We start from the raw sequence: 21722 nt of genomic DNA on the forward strand, positions 1-21722 counted from the left end.
CAGGCTCAAACGCCATTCGGCAAAAAAGCTATCTTAGAGGTACAAACAACACGGCATCGGCCACAACTACGCCCGACGTGCCTTCATTGCTTAGCTCAAGATACGGCTTTCCAGTCGTGAGCGTGTGTTCGCCGAGGTTAATCCAGTCGCCGGTATGCTGTTGCTGGTCAAGCGTGATTTTTTGAACGGCTTTGCCCGTGTTGAGCCGCACGGTTATGTTATTGGCTTTATCGCGGTCCCGCGTTCCGGTTTGCGACCCGTGCTCGTCAGGATTGCCGCCCCCGCCTACCCGGTTAGGGTTGTAAACGTATACTATGTAACGGCCCGGTCGGTTATCTGGCAGCAGAAACCGTACCGACATGGGTTCTTTGGCCGGTTCGGCAACCAGCATCGACGTGCCATATTTGCCGCCATTGGTTTCCCGCAGCCAGTTGCCTTGCCGAACTACCCGCTGTGCGTCGTCATTATCGATTAGAATTTCGGGCTTCGCGCCATTCAGGAGCGGATTTTGCGCCAGTTGGTTTTGCAGTTTTTTTACGTCGATGTCCTGCACGGCTTTGTTTTCATCGATAGCCTGACACGCAGCTAAGGCCGACGACTGGGCCAGCACCATAAACACGGGTTCCATCCGAATGGAACCATAAGCTATGTGAGTGGCCGACAAGCAAACGGGCACCAGCAGATTTTGAATGCTGCCACGCTTTGGCACCAACGCCCGGTAGCTGACGGGGTAAGGCGGAAAGCCACCCACCTGCACGTCGCCCTCGTTCTTAACCATAGCCTGCCCATCTTTTTCGACGATAAGCCGCTGACAATTGTGTGAATCCATTGTATAAGCCGCCATACCAACGCCATCGGTCACGGTTGTTTTGCCTTCGCAGTTGGCCTGCGTCATCACATAATCGCCCACCATGCGCCGGGCTTCGCGGATATACAACTGGTGCGAGAAATTACCGTTGTCGGTATATTCATCTTTTGGATAGCCCCAGTTCAGCATTTCGTCGCGCAGATGTTTGGGTACGCGCGGGTCATGACCGATGAAATAAAACAACCCCTTCGTGTACTCTTCGTGGTCGCGGATTATTTCGGTTCGGCGTTCGTAACTGGCGTTTGGATAGTCGAAGTTAGCTCCGATCATGTCTGTCGAAAAGCCTCCGCAGTTGTTAATGTCCGTTTTGCGGTTGGGCATTATCACGAAGTGCATCAGGTTCCAGGTCAGTTCTTTCGGCTCGTGCTTCTGAATCTGCCGAAGCAGCAACGTATATTTGGTGGAGTCGTAACCAGCCGGGCGGGTAATCGGAATCCGGTTGGCGGGGTTGTCGGTCAGGCACATGCGGTAGTTGTATGCCTGTACTGAGGCATCGCCCGTACCATTGGGTTGCAGTTTGGCCGAACTAATGCCGTAGAGCAGACCGCTTTCGGGCTTGCCGGGAACAACATACGGATCAACACCGTCGGGAAACTGATGTTTGTCTAAAAGCTGAACGCCATTCCAGGTTTCGCCGTATTGGCTGTTGGCTTCGCGCCCAACCGTAAACGCTACGTCTGCCTGCGCCATCAGATCGCCTTCATACGAACAGTCGATAAACTGTTTGGCCCGAATCAGACCGCCATTATCGGGTTTTGGGCTGGTTTTTTGCAGAAACAGCCCCACAATTCGGTTGCCTTTTTTCTCGACGCCAGCCGCCCGGTGGTTATACAGTACAGTTATATTGGCTTCGGTAACGTATTGATTGAAAATCTGTTCGGCTACGTGCGGCTCAAACGTCCACTGCTCAAACTTGCCGTAATGCCTGCCGATACGGCGGTAAAAATCCCGTGCCAGCCCCGTAATTGCGAACTTATTGCCAATGTCGGTGGCACCCAGCCCGCCCGAACTAAGCCCGCCGAGGTGGCGTCCCGGCTCGATCAGCACCACTGATTTGCCCGCTTTTTTGGCTGCATAAGCCGCCATGACACCCGCCGAAGTGCCGCCGTACACGCAAACGTCTACCTGCGCTGGCTGAGCGAGGAGCGAGAAGGGAAGAAGGAATAGGAAAAGTGTTCTCATAAAATTGCCATTAATTCCCGCCAGTGTTGAATATCATACGTTGGCGGGTCGGCCACTAAAGTACCGGAAGGGTTGTAAAATACCGTATCCATCCCCACGCCCTTTGCGCCCAGAATATCGGCTTCATAGTTGTCGCCAATCATCAGGCTTTCAGAAATGCTGGCTCCGGCAGCTTGCAGGGCATACTCGAACACCAGCGGATCGGGTTTTTTAGCGTTGGCATTCTCGCTCGTAATCACATTCGTAAAATAATGCGCTATTTCGGCACTGTCCATCTTTACAGCCTGAATTTCAGCAAATCCGTTGGTAATGATGTGCAGCGTGTAGCGGCCCTGAAGATGGTCGAGCAACTCCCGCGCCGATTCCAGCAGGTGGGGCTTTCGGGGCAGTAGCCGCAGGTATTCAGCGTTCAGATCGTGTTGAACGGTTGCTTCGTCGATACCCAGCGAACGGTATACCATCGGGAAGCGGTGTTCGCGAATGTAGCTGTGGGCAATCAGATTTTTGTCATAATCGGCCCAGAGTTTTCTGTTGATCGCGATAAAATGACGGCTAAACTCCTCCGCCGACGCAATGCCTACCTCCGTCAGCCGAAATGTCTCGAACAATTCGGCCAGCGATTCGGCAGAGTTACGGTCAAAATCCCAAAGCGTATGGTCGAGGTCGAAAAAAAGGTGGCGGTACTTCATAGAAGAGTTGTAGGGTTATAAGGTTATAGGGTTATAAAGTTGCTCCGCCCGATTAGTTGCGCCCACAACATTACAACCCTATAACCTTACAACTGTATAACGTCAAAAATCGAGTTTAAGCCGCTCAACGGGCTGATCGTTCACTAAATGACTTTCCACAATTTCGGAAACGTCGTTGAGTTGAACATTACCGTAATAAGTGCCTTCAGGATATACGACAAGGGTGGGGCCGAAAGCGCAGGCATCGAGGCAACCCGTCCGTTGCGCCCGAATTTCTTTTTGCAGCCCGCGCTGCGTCAGTTCCTGCTTAAACGCTTCTACCAAAGCCAGACCGTGTTCGGTGCCGCAGCTTTTCTTGGGAGCGTCTTTCTGATTCGTGCAAATGAAAACGTGCTTTTTAAACTTCATGAGGGTGTTGTATTCGTTTGATAGCCAAAGATACACAGCATTCACCGCAACGCCGTCACCATTGCCCGGCCCGGCATGGTGCGATACCAGACAGTTTTGTGCGGTTTTAGCCCGGCAATGCGTTGCCATTCCTGAATTTCTTCAATCGAATAGTTACCTGCCGTACTGGTTAGCCCGTAGAACAGATCAGTGCTACTGCCGACCAATTCGGGTTTGCTGCCGGTTTCGGGCCGGATAAATTCATTCACGATAAACACACCCCCCGGCCTCAGAGCACGGGCAACTTTGCTGGCTACCAACTGATTTTGCTCCGGCGTAAAATGATGCGCCAGACTCGACAGCAGTACAATATCGTATTGAGCTTCGCCAAAATCATCGGTCAGGGCGTTGCCCGGCTGATGCCGAACGCGTTCGCCCATCCCCTGCCGGGCCAGTAATGGAGCGGCCTGCTCGATGGCTGGAGGCAGATCGAGAATAACGGATGTAAGACCCGGAAGTTTCTGGCACAAAGCCACCGAATGCTGCCCATGCGAACCGCCAATGTCCAGCATGGTTCGGGCTGATTTGGGTACCGGCACGCGCCGACCAAATTCGCGGGCTTCGGTGCTGCTGGCGGCTACCATTGCTTCCTGATAGTACCGCCACTGTTCGGGCGAAAGGGTATCGTGATAGTGAATGCCGCGTCCGGTTTCAAGGTAGGTGCCAAGATGAGCAAGCCAGTCCCACATTACCCGATTGTTGAATACCATCATACCGTGCACCGACAGCGGATCGCTCGATACGGCAAATCGCCGGGCCATGCGCGTAAGGGCGAAGCGGTTGTTACGAAACGTAAAATAACCCATTGCGGTGAGCAGGCCCATTAATTCGCCGAGGGCTTTCTGGTTTAGGTGTAGCACTGTTACCAGTTCATCGAGCGTTTTTGGCCCGGTTTTAACCGCGTCGAAAACGCCCCTGTCGGCAGCTTCGAGTACGGCCTTAGCCAGCACCGGCATAATCTGAGCATGAAGCAACGGAATAGGAGCGAGGTTGGCGCGCAGGGCCAGCCATTCAAGTGGATTTTCGGGCGTAATGGTTAGTTGCATGTAACATGCTTAACGGCTAATCTCAGGCAAAAGTTAACCCGAACAAAGGCGAAGGATTTTAGTTCTATTATATCCAACAGGTAGAGTTAATGTATTGACTCATTGGCCGATAGCCTGTAGAAAACGCTCAACGTGAAAAGAAATATACTAAGCGGTAGAGCCGCTGGTACACCACACCTTCTGTTGCCCGAAAAAAACCTCGTTGCGCACCTCACAGCGGGTAACAAAGATGCTTTCGCCCAACTGTATGATGTGTATGCACCAGCTTTACTGTCGGTAATTTGCCGAATTGTTGGCGATTCAGCCAAATCGGCTACCGTATTAGAGACGGCTTTTCGGCAAATTCACCAGCGTATTCCCACATATAAACCCAATAGTCAGCCCTTGTTCGTCTGGTTGATGGATATTGCCCGCCGTACTGCGCTTGATGCCGTTGCCGATGTCCAAAAACCTGCATTTCAGCCTCTCCAGTTATCAGCAACCGGCAGAATACGTGTGAGCCAAGCGGTCGCTGCTCCACCAGTAGCCACAACCGAACCGCACCTGAGCGAATTTTTGCAGGCGGTATTGCACAAAAACTGCACACCCGAAGAAGCAGCCCGGCTGCTGGGGTTGCCAGCCGACTCGGCACGGCAACAGCTACGTCTGGCAATGCTGCAATTTCGGGCGCAGCAGGTTTGATCAGGCTCGTTTGCCTTTCATGGCTACGGGCCGGGCCGGAGCTTTGCTGCCAGCAACGGTGTCGTGCTGAGTCATCGTAACGGGGTCCCAGCGTATCACTTTCTGTTTAAAGTAGCTTTCATTGCAGGCCAGCACCGGCGCGGCTGCCCGAAACCCAAACACGGGGTCTTCAATCGTTCCCTGGCTACCATCGCGAACGTTCTTGAAGAAATCGCCGAAATGCTTAGCGTGAGCGTCGTCATCTTTTGGCGCGTCGAACCGAACTTCTTTGGCCGGTTCGGCCACGCGTGCTTCGGGCGGATATTGTGCATCGTATTGTTTTCTGAACTCCTCCTGAACTTCTGGCGTAAAGGTAAAATAGCTGTCGTAGTTGCCATAGCCGGGGGCTAATGGTAGTTTTTTCTTGGTCAGAATCAGGTTGTCTTCCGAAAATTCGATCTGCCCTTCATTACCAATGATGCGCGTAACGTTGCTGATTTTGCCCGCGTTGGCGAAGTTGACCCGCAGCACCATCTGAAAGGCTTCGTGTTCATCGGTTTTGGGGTAATCCATCACGCTCGTCATTACGTCGGGCACGTCGCGGCCATCTTTCCAGTAGGCCAGATTCCCCGACGAGAAAATGCGCGTCGGGCCGAGCGAATTCGTTACGAAATGTACGCCTGTAATGAGGTGAACGAATAAATCACCTGCTACGCCCGTGCCGTAGTCTTTATAATTGCGCCACCGGAAAAACCGTTTTGCGTCGAATGGGCGTTTGGGGGCATCGCCCAGAAACCGGTCCCAGTCGAGTGTTGTCAGTGAGGCATCGGGCGGCACCGAGTAGTTCCACGCGCCGATGGCATTGAAGCGGTCGTTGTTCGATTCGATATAATTAATCTGCCCAATATCGCCTGCCTGCACCAACCGTTTTGCTTCCTGAAAAGCCGCGCTGCTGATACGCTGACTGCCTACCTGCATGGTTTTACCCGATTTCCGCCACGCGTCGATTACAGGTTTACCTTCGTTGATGTGCTGCACCATTGGCTTTTCACAATAAACGTGCTTACCCGCTTTCAGTGCTGCAATGGTAATGTGGTCGTGCCAATGATCGGGTGTTACCACCAGTACCGCATCGACGTCGGGCCGGGCCAGCACCTCACGAAAGTCGCGGGTAGTAAACAGGTCGGGATTCTGAAAAGCGGTTTTGGCGGTTTGCAATCGTCCGTCGTAAAGATCGGCTACGGCCACTAATTCTACGTCAGGATTACGCAGGGCCGCTTTAGTGTCGTAGTTGCCCTGGATACCCATGCCGATGGTGGCGATGCGAATTTTATCATTTGGGCTAACGCGCTTCAGGTTCGGAATATAGGCGGGCGCGTTGCCCAGCGCGGTTTGCAGCCCCCCGGCAGCGGTCAGGGCCGAAGCCGCCGAAAGGGTTTTTATGAAAGTACGTCGGTTGGCGTTCATGACGATTGCGGTTTTATGTAAAAGGGGCAGGCGGGGTAGGATTTACCCAGCTTAATACCCCTATGCCGCAACAGAGAATTCTTCTACCTTTGCAGCTATGCAATTGATTAACTCGATAGCCGCCGAGTTCAAGCGTGAGTTGCGCCAGCTATACGGCGACCAACTCGCCGGGTTAGTGTTGTTCGGGTCATATGCGCGGGGCGACCAAAACGAGGAGTCGGATGTTGACTTTGCGGTTGTGTTGAAGAACCCGGAAACGCGCTCAACCGACGAAGTGATTCGGCTTGTACCTGTCAGTACGGCCCTTAGTTTGAAGTACCGATGCATTGTGTCGGTGTTGCCGGTTTCTGAGCAAAAACTCAATACGTCGATGCAGGGCGTTTATCAGGAGATCAGACGGGAGGGAATTCGGTTATGAGTCGTTTGTATGAAGCGCAACAAGCTCTTGAGCGGTCAAAAGAAACAATAGACGAAGCTATTTATAATGTTGAAGGCGGCTTCACAACTGCGGCTGTCAACCGAGCTTATTACGCTATATTTTATTGTTTAACAGCCCTTCTGCACACTGAGGATGTTTACACAAAGCGGCATTCTGGTGCACATGGTAAATTCCACGAACTGTTTATCAGAACGGGAAGATTTCCGGCTGAAACGGCCCAATGGGCGCAGTATGCTTTTCAACTTCGTCAAACAGGAGATTACGATCTCGAAGCGGATATAACCGAAGAGCAGGCCGCGCAGTCTTTAGATTATGCCCGGCAGTTTTATAAATTGTGCCTATCCTATTTCGAGCAGTTGATAAGAGAAAGCTGAATAGGTACTATGAAGAAAACAGGTTGGAAAAAGCAGCGTGAACAAATAAAGGAGAAACTAATACGTTCCCGTCAGCAGCGTGCCGAAAAACTATATGGTAAACAAATTGGAATGATTGACGACTGGATGCGTAATTCAGACTTGCCTTATACTGATTGGGAATTTGACGGTGATAACTTGTACGTTTATGTTTCTTCTAAAGAATATCAGCTTGCGCGAGATGTGAAAGAAAATGAAGTAAGCGGACTTTATGGTATAGAAATGTACACGTTATCAGACCTTGTTGAAGCGATAGCAGGATTCGACCTCGTTACAAAAGAATTAAAAAACTTAGAGATGGTCGATAGTTTCAAATAGACCTGACATTTACGTAGAATTACATATAAGTAAAACTGTTAAATCGATTGAATTGTGAAACTCATCAGAAGCCCGTGGCAAGACACATTTTTTGCCTTATTAGGCGAGTGCAGGAATCGGCTACAAGTAGCATCCCCCTACGTGAAGCATAGCTTTGTTAGCCAATCCATTGCAGGCAAGTGCTCGTCAGCGAAAATAGAGTTGATAACGTCGCTCAAGTTTATGGATTTTTATCAAAAAGCATCTGACCTCGAGGCTATCAAACAACTACTGCAAACGGATAATCAAGCATTCAAGAACCAATCATTACATGCTAAATTGTATATTTTCGATAATCGAAAAGCAGTAATCAGTTCTGGAAACTGGACTCAGGGTGGGTTGGTCAGAAACTATGAGTATGGCGTACTTATCGAGGATAAAGAAACAGTTGATAAAATTTCTGACGATTATGAACAACTAAAATTAAACGAACATACAACGCCAATAACCTACGAACATCTACGTGAAGTCGAACAGTTAATTTTAGTCGCTCCGCGTATCCAACGTATCAAAGAAGCAAATTTCATCATTGCTAATGGGCTTTCCGGCTGGAAAAAAGATGTTTTTGATGTATTGTGTACTATTGGAAAAGAGGAAGTGAACCTTAGCGAGATATTGGCTTATACATCGCAATTAGAGCGTAAACATCCGAACAACAACCATATACAGGCCAAAATACGTCAATAGCTACAAAGTCTTAGAGATATTGGATTGTTAGATTTTCTTGGAAATGGAGTTTACAGAATGCTTTGGTGACAGCGAGTACCTTGACGTTCAATACTCTTCAATAAAATTTCCATTCTATTCTGCCCGATTCTGTCATAATCTGCGTTATTTCGCAGATAGTCTAATTGTCGTAAACTGCTGAATGGTAGGTATTATTATGGGTAGTCTCTCTGACCGTAAGGTAATGCAGGAGGCTGCCGACGTGCTGACCACGCTGGGCGTGTCGTGGGAAATGGAGATTGTGTCGGCGCACCGAACGCCCGAAAAAATGGTTGAGTATGCCAAAGCCGCCCGCAGCCGGGGCCTGTCGGTTATTATAGCCGGGGCGGGTGGAGCGGCTCATCTACCTGGCATGGTAGCCTCGCTCACCACGTTGCCCGTGGTGGGTGTTCCCGTGAAATCAAGCAATTCTATCGATGGCTGGGACTCGGTACTGTCGATTCTGCAAATGCCTGCCGGTGTACCCGTAGCAACGATGGCACTCGATGGTGCCCGCAACGCCGGTATTCTGGCCGCGCAGATTGTGGGTACATTCGACGCGACCGTTGCCGAGAAGCTGGCGAATTTCAAAGAAGAACTGAAAGCGAAAGTGGCTGACATGAACAATCAATTAGTGAACAGTGGAAACAGATAACCGCACTACAAATCCCCGGCCTGCCAGCAATTCAAACCTGCCTGCTATTACGCTGGTGGTGCTGATTGGCATCATTGCCGCGCTACTCTACGTGGGCTACGACTCGTTTATCGACAACACCGATGGTTCGGACGAACTGACGAGCGTGGCACTTGATACAATGGGGCAACAGCCCGTTGCGCAGAACGAACCCGATATGCTGATGGCTCCCGAAGAGGTCGATACGTCGTCGCAGCCCATGCCGGTCGATCTGTCGCAGGCCACCCCGCCCGCCGACGTCGTCGTAGCCAATACCGAAGCCGAAGACGTGGCAACGAGCAACCGCGAAACCACCGACGGGAAACCCGCGCCCGATGAAAAGCCGGTAGCCGTGGCCGAAAAACCGGTCAAGAAAGAAGAAGCCCCTAAAGCAGAAAAGCCCAAACCTGAGCCAGCCAAAGAGGTGGCTGTGGTTGAAAAACCAAAAGTGAAGGCAGGGGGGCAGGCTACTACGCACACAGTTGGCACGGGCGAAACGTTCTATGGCGTCGCCAATCGGTACAATATGAAAATTGCTACCCTGAAACAACTGAACCCCGGCGTAACGGAGCAGGACATCAAAGCGGGCGTTACCAAACTTAACGTTCGGGTGAGGGCCGTACACACCGTAGGGCCGGGCGACGTGCTACGGGTAGTAGCCGAGAAGTACGGCGTTAGCAAAGAAGCCCTGATGCGGGCCAATAAAAAAAGCAAAGACATCGCTACTCGTGGCGAAAAGCTGATTATTCCGTTCCCCGAAAAACAGTAGAGACGCGACCCTTCGCGTCTCGTTCGCGTCAGCAATACCCATCTGAACAAAAATTTATCCCGTGCCTGAGACGTAACCAAGCCATCCGGTATCAGGAGACGTAACTAAACCGTCCCGTGCCTGAGACGTAACTAAACCATCCGGTGCCTGAGACATAACCAAACCGTCCGGTGCCTGAGACGCGAAGGGTCGCGTCTCTACTTTCGTTCGTAGGCCAGCCCTATCGTAAATCGAAGGTCGTTGTTCTGTCGGCCCGATGCTACAACGCTTTCATAGGCATTGGCAAGGGTGGTACGCAGGCTGGTATTTGTGGTTAGTTTTACCTGAAGGCTCAGACTGGCATTCCAACGCAGATTTCGGGCGTTGAGCGCGGGCTGATAAAAGGCCGTATGCGTTACGGTGATGCGGTCGCCACTGAACGTATATTCGCCGAAGAGCCGGGCCGAACTGCGGATGACGTCAATGTCAGTGTTTTCAACAAAATCCGTGTATTCGTGCAGTAACACATTCGTTACAGATATGTATGCCCGCTTCTGGTTCAGGAGTTTATAGCCCAATCCGGCAGCATAGGTCCAGCGTCGGTTTATTTGCCTCAGATTACTTCGCTCAAATGAGCCAAATGCCAGATAATACAGCCGCTTCTCGTGGCGCAGCGTTGTCCGAAAGTCGCCAAACCACTCGCGTTCAGCCAATACGCCACTTTGACGCCCGTACACAAACGATGGATTGCTCGACAGTTTGAAGTAGTTACTCAACTGATAATCCAATGCGCTGGCTAATTGCAGTAAATCGCGGGTGACGTTACCCCGGTTAAAGGTGCCGTCGGCGGTAATTTTGTAGCGAAAAATGCGGTTGGGGAGGGCGGGAGTTGTGTCGGTCGGAGTGGCCGCGCTGGTGTCGTTCACGGATTGCTGGGCGTCGTTTTGCGTCGAATCGGGCGTTGATGGGCGCAGTGGATCGGGCTGTTCAACAATCTGTGCCCATGCCGAAGTTGCAAGAAATACTAAAAAGAAGAGAACACGCACGAATAAAGCAGGTCGTTGTCTGTTAGCAGCCGATTGAGTACCGGCTACAAAAATAAACTTTGAAGTCTATTAACTGGTTTCATCTTGTCGCTGACCGCTTGTCTAAATCCCGTGTTCGTTGGCAAAATCGAGCAGTTTGGCAACGTGGTCGATGTTGAGTTTGCGGTAAATATTTTTGCGGTGCGACCGAACGGTTTCAAAACTGACAAATAACTGCCCGGCAATTTGCTGGCTCGATAGTCCCTGCCGAATCAGGCCAATAATTTTTATTTCAGTAGGCGTCAGGCCGAACTCCCGTACAAACCAGTTGGTTTCGTGTTGGTGCCCGCTGGGTTCATCAGGGAAAACGCGTTCACCCGCCCAAACCCGTTGAATGGTCTCAACAATTGTTTCAATGCGTTCGTGCTTAAGCATGTATCCAGAAACGCCCAACGCACGGCATTCGTCAATAAATTTACGGTAATTATACATCGTCAGCATAACGATGTGCAGAGCCGGAAAATGGTGCAGCAGCATTTGAGCGCACTCGATGCCGGTTTGTTGAGGCAGATTAATGTCCATCAGCACCACCTGGGGCGACAGCCGCTGAACGGTATGCAGCACGTCGTCGGCCCGAAAAACCTGCCCTACCACCTCAACCGGCGACCCTTCATACGATAATTGCAGAACCAGCCCGTCGTTAAACAGCACGTGGTCGTCAACCAGCAGTATGCGGATTTTGGGCGTGTCGGTCATTGGGGTCGAGTAGGTAAGGAACGTCGATTCGGACGGTCGTGCCTGCCGGTCCGGTGTCGATAGCTACCTCGCCGGTCAGGCTTTTCACTCTGGAATCTACATTCTGCAATCCGATGCCCCGCTGATTATTTACTGTTCGGTCAGTAAAACCCCGCCCGTTATCTTCGATAGTGATGTTGAGATACGTATCGTGATAAACCAACTGCACTGTGGCGTCGGTGGCCCGGCTGTGTTTGACAATGTTGTGCAACAACTCCTGCACGGCCCGGTATAGAATCAACTCGGCTGAGGAGGGCAGCACCACCCGCTGCCCCGAACACACAAACAGAAACCGGATGCCCGAAGCCGTTTCGAGCCGGTGGGCAACTTCGGCCACGGCGTCGGGCAGTCCGAGGTCGTGGAGTTCAACGGGTAGCAGGTTGTGCGAAACGGTACGCACGTCGCGGATGATTTTGTTTAAAAGCTGCTCAGCATCGGGTTGATTGGGCATTTTGCCGCGTAGAGCGAGCAGACTGGTGCCGATGTCGTCGTGAAGGTCGGCGGCTAAGCGTCGGCGTTCGGTTTCCTGAGCATGGATTAATTGTTCCTGCGCTACCTGTAACGATTCGGCCTGTTGGCGGTTGCTTCGTTCGAGCAATAGCTGCGAGTGCCGGATAAATCGCTGCCGATAGAGCCAGCCGAGCGTAATCACGAACAATTCGACCGTAAAAGCCAGCCGAAACAGCAGCATATCCGGCAGAGGGCTGGGTTGTCCGCTGGCGTTCAGCAAAAAATTTACCGCATAAAAAAGCAGCATCGACCCCACAGCCGATAATAGAAACAGAGCCGTTGGGCGGTGCGCGTTTTGCCGGAGTGTCTGCGCAATATATCGGGCAAACAACACTGCGTACCCCATTACGCCCACAATACCAACTCGGTAGCCTAACCCCCAGCCGTTGCCAACAGCCTGCCTGTGGCGCACGGCCTCGATCAGCACCGCCAGTCCTACCAATAACCAAACCGGATTGTCCCATTGCCGGGCCGTAAGCCGGGGTAACGACAAAAACCGCCGACTAAATAGTATAAAACAACATAGGCCACTATTCAGGAAATGACCCAATGCATAGGGGTCATCGAGCCAGTGGAGAGAAGGCGGCAACATAACGCCCCAGCCGTCATTCAGCAGAGAATATATAGTCAAACAACTGATATAGACGGCATAGTAGAGAAAAATGCGCTGGGCGTCGATCAGGAAATTTAGCAGACCGATGAATACGGCCATCAGAAATATGCCTACGAAAAATGCCCACGTCCACGTGTCCTGTTGCTGATAAGACAGAAACTGGCTTGGCTCCCAGACCCGAACCCCAAATTTGAGGTAGTCGCCCGGTGGTACGCAGCCTTCGATAAACACAGTAGTAGGCTGATTTTCCAGCAGTGGCAGGGCCAGCACAAAATAGCGATGTCGTACAGGCAGATTCGGCCAGTCCGGGCTGGGTGCAGCGGCTAAGTCGGTATAAGCCACGGGCCGAAAACGGAGTGACGTATCAGGCCGAACGAGCGTAACCCAAACCGTGTCGAGAAAATGGCTGGTCAGCTCAAGCCAGACGGTGCGGTTGGTAGTAGACTGGCACCGGAAGAAAGCCCGACCTCTGGTGGTCGTGTTGCCGTAATGCACACCCGATACTGCCTGCCAGTCGGCTATTTGAATAGGTTGGTGGGTACTTAATTGAGGTCGAATGGGGTGCCGTTCCTGAAAAAGCGGAAGTTGTTCGGCTAATCTAAAGGCTGAATCGAGCCGCAAAATGGGCTGGCCCTTGATAGCCGAAACTACCAAAACGAAGATGCCGATAAGAGCCAGCCGGTGCATACGAGTTTTTGTTACAACACAAAGAAAATCAGAACCTACATACAAATAAGATAGAAACCGTGAAAAAGCCACTGCAATCCGGGTAATCTCCCATTGTCTGAAACCAGCACAGAAACTGACCTTTGTTGCAACGCCAACGGTCAGCGATGGCCTGATAGCGAGAAGTTTATCTATTCACACCAAACCATTTTATGGCTATGAAAAAGTGGCTACTGCTCACGCGGTTGAGCGCATTTGTTTTAACGGTATTTATACTGACGTATGCCTGTAAAGGGCCCGAAGGTCCACAAGGCCCCATTGGCCCACAGGGAACACAGGGTACTATAGGGGTAACCGGCCCGCAGGGGGTTAGCGGAGCAACCGGCGCAACCGGGCCGCAGGGCGTCAGTGGGGCAACGGGAGCCACCGGCCCCCAGGGACCGCAAGGCCCGCAGGGGCCAATAGGCAACGCTAACGTAGCGTACACTGCCTGGAGGGTTGTCGACAATAGCGGCAACTACTCACGCACGTCTGATAACATGATGGTGTACATGGGTAACGAAGGTAAAACAGCCTCTACGCTGCTAACGAAGGAAGTAATGGATAAGTCACTGGTTTATATCTACTTTAAATTTGGGCAGTTGCTCTACGACCAGTCGGTTGGCACAAATCAACTCCGCGAGCGTATTCAGCAGGGTAACGCTACAGGCATGACGAAAATACCGGGCCACACTACGAGCGAATTTAACGATTACATTTATTACAATGTCAGTCACGATTACTTAGGCGAAAATTACCTGCGATTCAATGTAAATCTGTTCACGCAAACCTGGGATCAGGCGCAGGCTAAGTGGGTGCCAAACTCCGAGATGGTCGGCAAAAACGCCCAATACTTCCGCGACATGGTAAAAGAACTGCCACAATATCGCATCGTTATCGTGAATGGGAGTACGCTGACTGGCGGTCGGCGGGCTGCGGTTGACTTCAAAGATTACGCGGCTGTAAAACAGGCATTTAACATCCCTGACTGATGCGTAGCAACGCCCGTCCCAGACGCGTAGTCCGGGATGGGCGTTGGTGCAGATACCGAACGATAATATCCCCCCATCCGGGTATGGCGGAAGTAATTAAGTTGATTGATATTTACGATCACTAAGCCTCTATTCACCAGACTTCTGTAAACAACTCCGGGCTAAAGCGCGGGAGCATTCAACCCTCAATACCGATGTTCGATAGAACAATACAGCACGGAGTTTTCAGGACGGTTTACAACGCCCCCGACCGCAGCAATGTTTCGCGCCCCGTTGAGGTCAGCGTCGCAACAGGTGCCGCAGTTTGTACATGTAAAGGACTTGCCCTTGCGGTGTCCAATGTGGTAGCATACGTGGCACGTCTTACTGGTGTAAGCCGGTGGGATAAACACCACTGGCACACCCGCCAACTGAGCCTTGTAGCTGATAAAGCTACGAAGCTGGTAGAACGACCACAAATTGTGTTCCCGCTTTTGGGTCTTGCCAAGCCGTTTATTCGCTCTATCGCGAATGCCTTCAAGATTTTCCAAAGCCAGACCGCGACCACTTGCTTTTGCTTTGGCAACCAGCCGCTTACTGATGGTATGGTTAATAAGGGTTCCCGTCGTGTGCTCCTTCTTCGAGATGCGTTTGAGCAAACGGCGGGTATTTTTAATCGTACTACGGGATGCACCGGCTTTCTTTTTGGCCTGAACACTGCCGCGAATAGCCGCCCGTTTCTTGCGGTATTGGCGAATGTCAGCACCCGCAAACCCTTCTCCGTCGCTGTCGGTCGCAATGTCAACAATGCCGAGGTCAACGCCAAGCAGTTGGTCTACTTCGGACGTTTCCTCATCGGGCAAATCACAGGTTGCCAGCAAGTAATACTTGCCGGGTCCGGCCCCCGGTTGCGGTAGACCAAATCCGACTCGCCTTGTTGGTAGGCCAACAGCCGTTCGTGATGCTGACCACCGACGTAAGGAATCGTAAGCCGACCGGCAAGCGTCCAGATGGAAACGGTCTTCTTATGGGGCTTGTAGGAAACAATTCGACTGTCGTAAGCAATGGCTCCAGTTGGTCGAAACTCGCGCTGAACTCTTTTGTCCAACTTATAAGCATCAACCACTTTGGCAATACAGCGAACGACCATTTGGCTACTGAGCCCAAAGCGTTCTTTGGTCGAATAGTAGAGCAATTTGTGCAAGCCAAACTGCTTAAACTGCTTGTTCTCCCAGGCGCCCTGACTGATAAAATTACAGGCTTGATTGGCGCGGGTGAGCGTATCGAGCAGGGCTTGTGCCTGTTCGATAGTGGGTAGGAGTTTGATTTTGGCCGTGAGTTTCACCCGGTCTGGATTGACAGCACTAAGGTAGTGAAAGTTCTCAATAGTTGAACCAAAGCAGAGGAAAAAGTAAGGCATTTCCTCCCCCGGCTAAAGCCGGGAGTATCCATGCCTTTTCCTTCATGAATGCCAAAACGCTACTGCTGACGTTTTACCTGGTTAGCCTCGGCACCGCTTTCGCTCAAACCAAACCGACTAAGATGAAATTTCTTGTCCACATCACCTGCGGCCCCGCCGACCCAACCCGTGCGGCACTTGGCTTTCTGGTTGCTAAAACGGCCCTGTCCGAGGGCCATACGGTTACGCTCTTTCTCGCGGGCGATGCTGCTGTGTTGCTCCGCGATGCTGAACTCGACAAAGTGGAAGGGTTGGGTACGGGCAAACTCCGCGAACACTACGACGCATTGGCGAAAGGGGGGGTACGGTTCTTCGTGTCGGGCATGTCGGCCAAAGCGCGGGGCATTACCGACGCCGACATTGCCGGAAAGCCCGCAGAATTTGCCATGCCCACCAAATTAGTTCAACTCGCTGCCGACAGCGACAGGTTGTTCACGTATTAACTTTCTTTCATAAAACCCCAACCATCAAAACGCCATGAAAACCCTGAACTGCCGCGATGCCGGTTTCGACTGCAACGCCCAAATTAAAGCCGAAACCGACGAAGAAATTCTGACGCAGGCCGCTGAACACGCCAGCACCGTTCACGGCGTGGCGGTAACGCCCGAACTGGCCGAGGGCCTGAAATCGCTCATTCGTGAAGAGTAACGATTACCGAAAATACAGTAGTCTTCAGGAAGTAAGGCTTATTTTAGGGGCGTCGAAGCCCTCAAAATAAGCCTTACTCTTTTTTTGCCAATGGACCCGAAACCCCTGCTTACGTCAACCCGGCTACAATCGCTCGATGCGTACCGGGGTTTTGTTATGTTGCTGATGATGGCCGAGGTACTCCGGTTTCACAAAATTCACGAGGCTCTGCCCAATAGCGACTTCTGGTCGTTCATGGCTTACCATCAGGACCACGTTGCCTGGGCGGGATGTTCGCTGCACGATTTGATTCAGCCGTCGTTTTCGTTTCTGGTAGGCGTGGCTCTGCCGTATTCCCTTGCCAGTCGGCAGGCGGGCGGGCAGTCGGTGGCGGTGCAGTGGCGACACGCGCTGTGGCGGTCGTTGCTGCTGGTGCTGCTGGGTGTTTTCCTGCGGTCGATAGGCAGCAAACAAACGTATTTTACCTTCGAGGATACGCTGTCGCAGATTGGTTTGGGCTATCCGGTTCTATTTGCGTTAGGATTTACGACGGTCGCGCGGCAGTGGCTGGCCTTTGGCGGGCTGGTGGCAGGCTACTGGCTGGTGAGTGTGTTGTATCCGGCACCCGGTCCTGATTTTCCGTATGAAACGGTTGGCGTTCCGGCCAACTGGCCGCATCATTATACTGGACTTATGGCCCACTTCAACAAAAACAGCAATCTGGCCTGGGCGTTCGATACGTGGTTCCTGAACCTGTTTCCGCGCGAAAAACCGTTCCTGTTCAACGGGGGCGGCTATGCTACGTTGAGTTTTATACCGACACTGGCAACGATGGTGCTGGGGTTGCTGGCCGGGCAATGGCTTCGCACGGGGTGGCCTGTGCCCGTGCTCCTGCGCCGACTGCTTCTGGCGGCTGGGGCTGGTATATTGCTGGGCGTGCTGGCGCAGTGGCTGGGCCTGTGTCCGGTGGTGAAGCGTATCTGGACACCCGCGTGGGTGTTGTTTAGCGGAGGTTGCTGTTTCGCACTGCTAACTCTGTTCTACTATGTTATCGACGTCCGAAAACACCAGCGTTGGGCGTATTTCCTGATTGTGATTGGCACCAATTCCATTGCGGCCTACTGCATTGCTCACTTCATCGAATCGTTTGTGGTCAGTTCGTTTTACACGCACTTCGGACCCGCGCCGTTCCTGGTTTTCGGGCCTGCCTACGAACCGCTGCTTCTCGGAATGGCTACGTTGCTAATCTACTGGCTCATTCTGCGCTGGCTCTACAAACGTCGTATTTTTATCAAAATCTAAAGCCCCAGATTCATAGGCCGTGCCGAATGGCGAACTGAATGAGGTCGGTGACTTTGCTGATGTTGGCGTAGCGAGAAAACCCGGTCAGTAAAAACGGGAAATTTCCCGTTGCTTTCCTGCATTGCGAATGAGGTACTTTACGATGAACTTTCTGCTTCTATATACAATGAACGCCCGAAACCTATTTTCCTTCGTCGCTTTTGTCTCCCTGCTATTTGGGTTGGGGCTTGTTTTCACTATCAAGCAGATGGCCGATCTGTACCTGACTAATCCCGGCTGGGTCAATCCCGGTACTACATTTGTCGCGCAGAGTTGGGGCGCGTTGCTGATCGCGGTGGGCGTGGGTTGCTGGGCCGTCCGCAACGATGGTCTCACGACCGGGAGCCGAGCCATGCTGTTAATGCTGGTGGTAACGAACGTGGGCTGGATTGTGCTGCATACGTTGGCAATCGTCAATGGGGTAGAAACTCCGATGGCCTGGTTTCAGGTAGTTATGTCGGTGGTCGTGGCTGGCTGGTCGGCCATGCTGCTACGTCGGCCAGTAGGCGCGATGGCCTGATTTTGTTAGTTGCTCTAATACTTTCTCGCTATGAGAAGAATCTATACGTTGACTATTCAATTGTGTTTGCTGTTTGTAGCCGTTACATGGTCTCCTACCCACGCCCAAACCACTGAAATCTTCAACTACAAGCAGGTATTGGCCGGCCCAAACCGAACCCTCACCGTCAGCATCAATACTGTTAATCGCGCTACCGGCGAGGTCGTGTTTGGTGGGGGCGACTCACGCGGACCTACCACGCCCGGCCTGACGTTTACGTGGGTTTGGGGCGATGGCACCAGCAACAACGGCTTCTTCCCACAAACCAAACGCTACGCTGACGTAACGAAAAATTACGTGGTGCGGGTCATTGCCAACTATTCACCTACCGAAAAAGATACGGTTGAGGTACTGGTTGATTTTGTGAAGGGAAAGATCACGCCCGTCGCGCTCGATGCTCGATTCAGAGTATTTTTGCCGAGTCAACCGGTTTCGTTGTCCAGTGCCAACGGATACAGTATCCCCGCTACGTTGCGCCCGCTGCCCGACAATTTGTTCACCGACGTGTCGCGGGCTGATTTTGAGTACCTGTTTCAAATCGGGTCCGTCATTGAACACGACTTTGTCAATGGCGACGTAGTGATGCCCGGCGGGAAGTTCGAGCAATATGCCCTGCGCGATTCGACTTTCGGCGGGGCTTATGCGCTGTGGTACACGCGTCCGGTAAGTTTCGGAATAGGCAACGGATTTCTGAAAGGAGCCGACAGCGACTTCTCGTCGATGTACCACGAAATGGCGCATAACATTACGCTCAACTTCCCGGCCAGTTATCAGTACGGCGGCAAAACCGACGGCCCGGCCAACGCTATTTTCTCGGAAGCCATCGCGCAGATTTTTCAGCACGCGGCTGGCTATGAGCTTATCAATAATTATCAGCAATACGGCCTGGATGATATATGGCTGTTTAAACTGAAGCAAAACTTCACCAGCAATGTCCGGTTTCAACGCACTCTGTTCAACGAATATATGAGCGCGGGGATGCCGTTTCAAACGTATTACAACGCGAATCAAAACGACGCAAAACGCAACCGCGAGGTACTACAGACCTTTCTGACGGTGCCGTATATGTTCTTCCGTTACACCGAAGAACAGGGCAAAGGCTACCGGGCACCCGTGAAACGGCTGATGCAGTTTCTGGGTCGGCTCAACGCCGACTGGCTGAAACGCTACGACCCGAAGACCGATAGCCCAGCGGCCAATGCGTTCCGGGCTACACTGTGGGTGGCGGCCATCTCGCATACGTTCCAGCGTGACCTGCGGGCCGACTTCCGCGCTATTGGCTACCCGGTCAGCGATGCCGATTGGGCATTTTTGAACCCGTCGGTGTTCAGCGTGTCGCCCGGCGTAGTGAGCGTATCGGCAACGGCAGGTAACGTGGCCTCGGTCAGCGTAACGACGTCAGCCAGTAGCTGGAGCATAGCGAATGCGCCAGCGTGGCTGACAGTTAGCCCCCGCCAGGGAACGGGTAGTCAGTCGCTGACCATCGCGGCTGCGGCCAATGCGTCGGTCAGTTCGCGTACCGGCGTAGTCACGTTTGCCGCTCCCGACTTTCCGGCATCGAGCGTAACGGTGGTGCAGGCCGGTGCTGCGGTGAATAGCTGCTCGCTCACAGCCGGGCTGTCGGGTAGCTCGCTCACACTTTGTCAGGGAAGCAGCATTACGCTGACGGCATCGGGTAGCCAGACGAACGTTGCGTATAGCTGGCAACGCGACGGAACGGCTCTGCCGAACATAACCCCAATGATAGTAATCAACAACAGCGGTACGTATGCCGTTACGCTGCTCGATCTAAACAACTGCACAGCTACGGTTAGTGCTACGGTGGTGGACGGTCCGGTGGTTGCGCCAGTTATTGCCGCCGTAAGCGTAACGTCCACCGGGGCGGTGTCACTGAGTGCTACACCCACCGGGCCGGGCCTAACGTATCAGTGGAGTCTAAGCGGAACGGCGATCACAGGTGCTACGTCAGTTACGTATGCTGTGCGGCAGTCGGGCGTCTATCAGGTGGCGGTGAGCAATGGCGTATGTGCCGCCACTTCGCCCCCGCTAACCGTAAACGTAGCGACGGGTTCGGGGCGCGTAGCGGCTGAGTCGGCACCGGAGTTGCTTCGCCTGAACGTATCGCCTAATCCGTCGTCGGGGCGTTTCATTATTCGGCTACAGCTTCCCGAACCGGCACCCGCTACGTTGCTGCTAACGGACGTATCGGGCCGCGTGGTGCAGGAGTGGCGGCTGAAAGCCAGCCGAACGGTGCATGAGCAGGAAGCTGACCTGCGTAACATACCGGCGGGTATATATCTGGTCGTGGCTGAATCTGGTGGTATGCAGGTGGTGAATCGAGTGCTGGTGGAGTAATTCGGGTAGGTGTACCGGTTGGCGTTTGCCGAACTTTCCGCAACTTTGGCGTCTGTTCTGCTACGCAATCAACCAAACTTTACCATGACTCATTGGGGAATTTTAGGACCGGGCCGCATCGCCCATAAATTCGCGCAGGATTTGCTGACGCTGCCCGATGCCCAACTCTACGCTGTGGCTTCTACCGATCAGCAACGCGCCGACGAATTTGCCCAACAGTACGGAGCCACGCACGCGTTCGGTAGCTACGACGGGCTGCTCACCCTGCCCGACCTCGACGTAGTGTATGTAGCGACGCCCCACGTCAAGCACTACGATAATGCGCTGATGCTTCTCAACGGCGGAGTGCCGGTTCTGGGCGAAAAACCGTTTGCCATGAACGGGCAGCAGGTGCGTGAGATGGTCGATACGGCACGGAGTAAGCGGGTTTTTCTGATGGAAGCACTCTGGAGCCGGTTTATGCCCGTGCTGCAACGCGCCCATCAGCTTGTGCAGGACGGAGCCATTGGCACCGTTACGAGCGTGCGGGCCGATTTTGGCTTTGCCGCGCCGTTTCTGCCCGAAAAACGACTTTATAACAAAGACCTCGGCGGTGGTTCGCTGATGGACATTGGGATTTACCCGCTGTTCTTTTCGTACCTGATGCTTGGCTTGCCGCAGACTGTAAAAGCGAGTGCCACGTTCGCCAGCACGGGCGTCGATGAGCAATGCGGTATGGTGCTCACCTACGCGGATGGCGAGATGGCCGTGCTGGAAAGTACCCTGCGAACCAAAACACCCTGCGAAGCCTTTGTTTTTGGTACAGAGGGGCATATTCGCATTCATTCGCGCTGGCACGAAACGCAGGGCCTGACGCTGGAACGCAACGGCCACGACCCTGAACTATTCACGGCTCAGCGCACTACGTTCGGCTACGACTACGAAGCCGCACACGTGATGCAATGTTTGGCCGAAGGCCGCACCGAGAGCCACCTTTGGTCGCTCGATGACAGCGTGAATTTAATGACCCTGCTCGATGCGGTGCGGGCTGAAGCCGGGATTGTGTACTGAATCGGTGCCACCTACTTT

At 52.8% G+C, this 21722-nt stretch carries 24 protein-coding genes; 14 read left to right on the forward strand and 10 right to left on the reverse strand.

The genetic code is table 11. The features are described from left to right. Positions 1 to 28 precede the first annotated feature (28 nt). The 4 genes from AWR27_RS21680 to AWR27_RS21695 form a co-directional block, all read right to left on the reverse strand. Positions 29 to 2050 (reverse strand): FAD-dependent oxidoreductase, encoded by a 2022-nt coding sequence (locus AWR27_RS21680; RefSeq protein ID WP_077133115.1) that lies wholly within the window; start codon positions 2048 to 2050, stop codon positions 29 to 31. Further along, on the reverse strand, positions 2047 to 2739 hold the full coding sequence (locus tag AWR27_RS21685) for a YjjG family noncanonical pyrimidine nucleotidase (protein ID WP_077133116.1): 693 nt from the start codon (positions 2737 to 2739) through the stop codon (positions 2047 to 2049). The genes AWR27_RS21680 and AWR27_RS21685 overlap by 4 nt, the downstream gene beginning before the upstream one ends. A 102-nt stretch (positions 2740 to 2841) precedes the next feature. Next, positions 2842 to 3147 carry a (2Fe-2S) ferredoxin domain-containing protein gene (locus AWR27_RS21690; protein ID WP_077133117.1) on the reverse strand — a complete coding sequence of 102 codons (306 nt, stop codon included), beginning with the start codon at positions 3145 to 3147 and terminating at the stop codon, positions 2842 to 2844. Between the two features lie 41 nt (positions 3148 to 3188). Further along, positions 3189 to 4232, reverse strand: a complete 1044-nt coding sequence (locus AWR27_RS21695) for a class I SAM-dependent methyltransferase (RefSeq protein WP_077133118.1) — start codon at positions 4230 to 4232, stop codon at positions 3189 to 3191. Positions 4233 to 4364: 132 nt separating this feature from the next. Here AWR27_RS21695 and AWR27_RS21700 point away from each other — a divergent pair, with 132 nt between their 5' ends. Further along, positions 4365 to 4913 carry an RNA polymerase sigma factor gene (locus tag AWR27_RS21700; RefSeq protein ID WP_083732931.1) on the forward strand — a complete coding sequence of 183 codons (549 nt, stop codon included), beginning with the start codon at positions 4365 to 4367 and terminating at the stop codon, positions 4911 to 4913. Here the strand turns inward: AWR27_RS21700 and AWR27_RS21705 are convergent, their stop codons facing one another. Next, the gene (locus tag AWR27_RS21705; protein ID WP_077133119.1) at positions 4914 to 6359 is read right to left on the reverse strand and encodes a Gfo/Idh/MocA family protein; all 1446 of its coding nucleotides are present in this window, start codon (positions 6357 to 6359) and stop codon (positions 4914 to 4916) included. A 97-nt stretch (positions 6360 to 6456) separates the two neighbouring features. Between AWR27_RS21705 and AWR27_RS21710 the strand changes: the two genes are divergently transcribed. The 6 genes from AWR27_RS21710 (at position 6457) to AWR27_RS21735 (ending at position 9715) form a co-directional block, all read left to right on the forward strand. Continuing rightward, entirely contained in the window at positions 6457 to 6777 is a 321-nt protein-coding gene (locus tag AWR27_RS21710; RefSeq protein ID WP_077133120.1) for a nucleotidyltransferase domain-containing protein, read from the forward strand. Next, positions 6774 to 7172 (forward strand): HEPN domain-containing protein, encoded by a 399-nt coding sequence (locus tag AWR27_RS21715; RefSeq protein ID WP_077133121.1) that lies wholly within the window; start codon positions 6774 to 6776, stop codon positions 7170 to 7172. The genes AWR27_RS21710 and AWR27_RS21715 overlap by 4 nt, the downstream gene beginning before the upstream one ends. Positions 7173 to 7181: 9 nt before the next feature. After that, on the forward strand, positions 7182 to 7529 hold the full coding sequence (locus AWR27_RS21720; protein WP_077133122.1) for a hypothetical protein: 348 nt from the start codon (positions 7182 to 7184) through the stop codon (positions 7527 to 7529). A gap of 54 nt (positions 7530 to 7583) precedes the next feature. Next, entirely contained in the window at positions 7584 to 8255 is a 672-nt protein-coding gene (locus AWR27_RS25595; protein ID WP_077133123.1) for a phospholipase D-like domain-containing protein, read from the forward strand. Positions 8256 to 8436: 181 nt separating this feature from the next. Beyond that, entirely contained in the window at positions 8437 to 8928 is a 492-nt protein-coding gene (gene purE / locus AWR27_RS21730) for a 5-(carboxyamino)imidazole ribonucleotide mutase (protein ID WP_077133124.1), read from the forward strand. Further along, positions 8915 to 9715, forward strand: coding sequence for a LysM peptidoglycan-binding domain-containing protein (locus tag AWR27_RS21735; RefSeq protein ID WP_077133125.1), 801 nt, complete (start codon positions 8915 to 8917; stop codon positions 9713 to 9715). The genes purE and AWR27_RS21735 overlap by 14 nt, the downstream gene beginning before the upstream one ends. A 197-nt stretch (positions 9716 to 9912) precedes the next feature. Here AWR27_RS21735 and AWR27_RS21740 read toward each other — a convergent pair whose 3' ends face one another. The 3 genes from AWR27_RS21740 to AWR27_RS21750 all read right to left on the reverse strand — a co-directional run bounded on the left by AWR27_RS21740 (position 9913) and on the right by AWR27_RS21750 (position 13324). Further along, entirely contained in the window at positions 9913 to 10740 is an 828-nt protein-coding gene (locus AWR27_RS21740; protein WP_077133126.1) for a DUF481 domain-containing protein, read from the reverse strand. 102 nt (positions 10741 to 10842) lie between these two features. Further along, positions 10843 to 11475, reverse strand: a complete 633-nt coding sequence (locus AWR27_RS21745; RefSeq protein WP_077133127.1) for a response regulator transcription factor — start codon at positions 11473 to 11475, stop codon at positions 10843 to 10845. Further along, positions 11438 to 13324, reverse strand: a complete 1887-nt coding sequence (locus tag AWR27_RS21750) for a sensor histidine kinase (RefSeq protein WP_077133128.1) — start codon at positions 13322 to 13324, stop codon at positions 11438 to 11440. The genes AWR27_RS21745 and AWR27_RS21750 overlap by 38 nt, the downstream gene beginning before the upstream one ends. Before the next feature lie 197 nt (positions 13325 to 13521). Here AWR27_RS21750 and AWR27_RS26000 point away from each other — a divergent pair, with 197 nt between their 5' ends. Beyond that, on the forward strand, positions 13522 to 14334 hold the full coding sequence (locus AWR27_RS26000; protein WP_261340788.1) for a collagen-like triple helix repeat-containing protein: 813 nt from the start codon (positions 13522 to 13524) through the stop codon (positions 14332 to 14334). Positions 14335 to 14519: 185 nt separating this feature from the next. Here the strand turns inward: AWR27_RS26000 and AWR27_RS25605 are convergent, their stop codons facing one another. After that, entirely contained in the window at positions 14520 to 15176 is a 657-nt protein-coding gene (locus tag AWR27_RS25605) for an RNA-guided endonuclease InsQ/TnpB family protein (RefSeq protein WP_232325897.1), read from the reverse strand. Next, on the reverse strand, positions 15149 to 15733 hold the full coding sequence (locus AWR27_RS25610) for a hypothetical protein (protein WP_198045061.1): 585 nt from the start codon (positions 15731 to 15733) through the stop codon (positions 15149 to 15151). The genes AWR27_RS25605 and AWR27_RS25610 overlap by 28 nt, the downstream gene beginning before the upstream one ends. Positions 15734 to 15777: 44 nt before the next feature. Here AWR27_RS25610 and AWR27_RS21765 point away from each other — a divergent pair, with 44 nt between their 5' ends. The 6 genes from AWR27_RS21765 (at position 15778) to AWR27_RS21790 (ending at position 21704) form a co-directional block, all read left to right on the forward strand. Then, positions 15778 to 16215 carry a DsrE family protein gene (locus tag AWR27_RS21765; RefSeq protein WP_083732932.1) on the forward strand — a complete coding sequence of 146 codons (438 nt, stop codon included), beginning with the start codon at positions 15778 to 15780 and terminating at the stop codon, positions 16213 to 16215. 34 nt (positions 16216 to 16249) lie between these two features. Beyond that, positions 16250 to 16420 (forward strand): DUF1059 domain-containing protein, encoded by a 171-nt coding sequence (locus AWR27_RS21770; protein ID WP_077133129.1) that lies wholly within the window; start codon positions 16250 to 16252, stop codon positions 16418 to 16420. A 90-nt stretch (positions 16421 to 16510) separates the two neighbouring features. Next, positions 16511 to 17701 (forward strand): acyltransferase family protein, encoded by a 1191-nt coding sequence (locus AWR27_RS21775; RefSeq protein ID WP_077133130.1) that lies wholly within the window; start codon positions 16511 to 16513, stop codon positions 17699 to 17701. Positions 17702 to 17843: 142 nt separating this feature from the next. Then, positions 17844 to 18260: a hypothetical protein gene (locus AWR27_RS21780; protein WP_232325898.1), complete on the forward strand. Its 417-nt coding sequence runs from the start codon at positions 17844 to 17846 to the stop codon at positions 18258 to 18260. A gap of 30 nt (positions 18261 to 18290) precedes the next feature. Then, positions 18291 to 20654: a BACON domain-containing protein gene (locus tag AWR27_RS21785; RefSeq protein WP_083732933.1), complete on the forward strand. Its 2364-nt coding sequence runs from the start codon at positions 18291 to 18293 to the stop codon at positions 20652 to 20654. Between the two features lie 84 nt (positions 20655 to 20738). Beyond that, complete coding sequence (locus AWR27_RS21790; protein WP_077133132.1) at positions 20739 to 21704, forward strand: Gfo/Idh/MocA family protein; 966 nt, start codon at positions 20739 to 20741, stop codon at positions 21702 to 21704. The last annotated feature ends 18 nt before the right edge of the window (positions 21705 to 21722 follow it).

The organism is Spirosoma montaniterrae (assembly GCF_001988955.1).
Lineage (GTDB): Bacteria > Bacteroidota > Bacteroidia > Cytophagales > Spirosomataceae > Spirosoma > Spirosoma montaniterrae.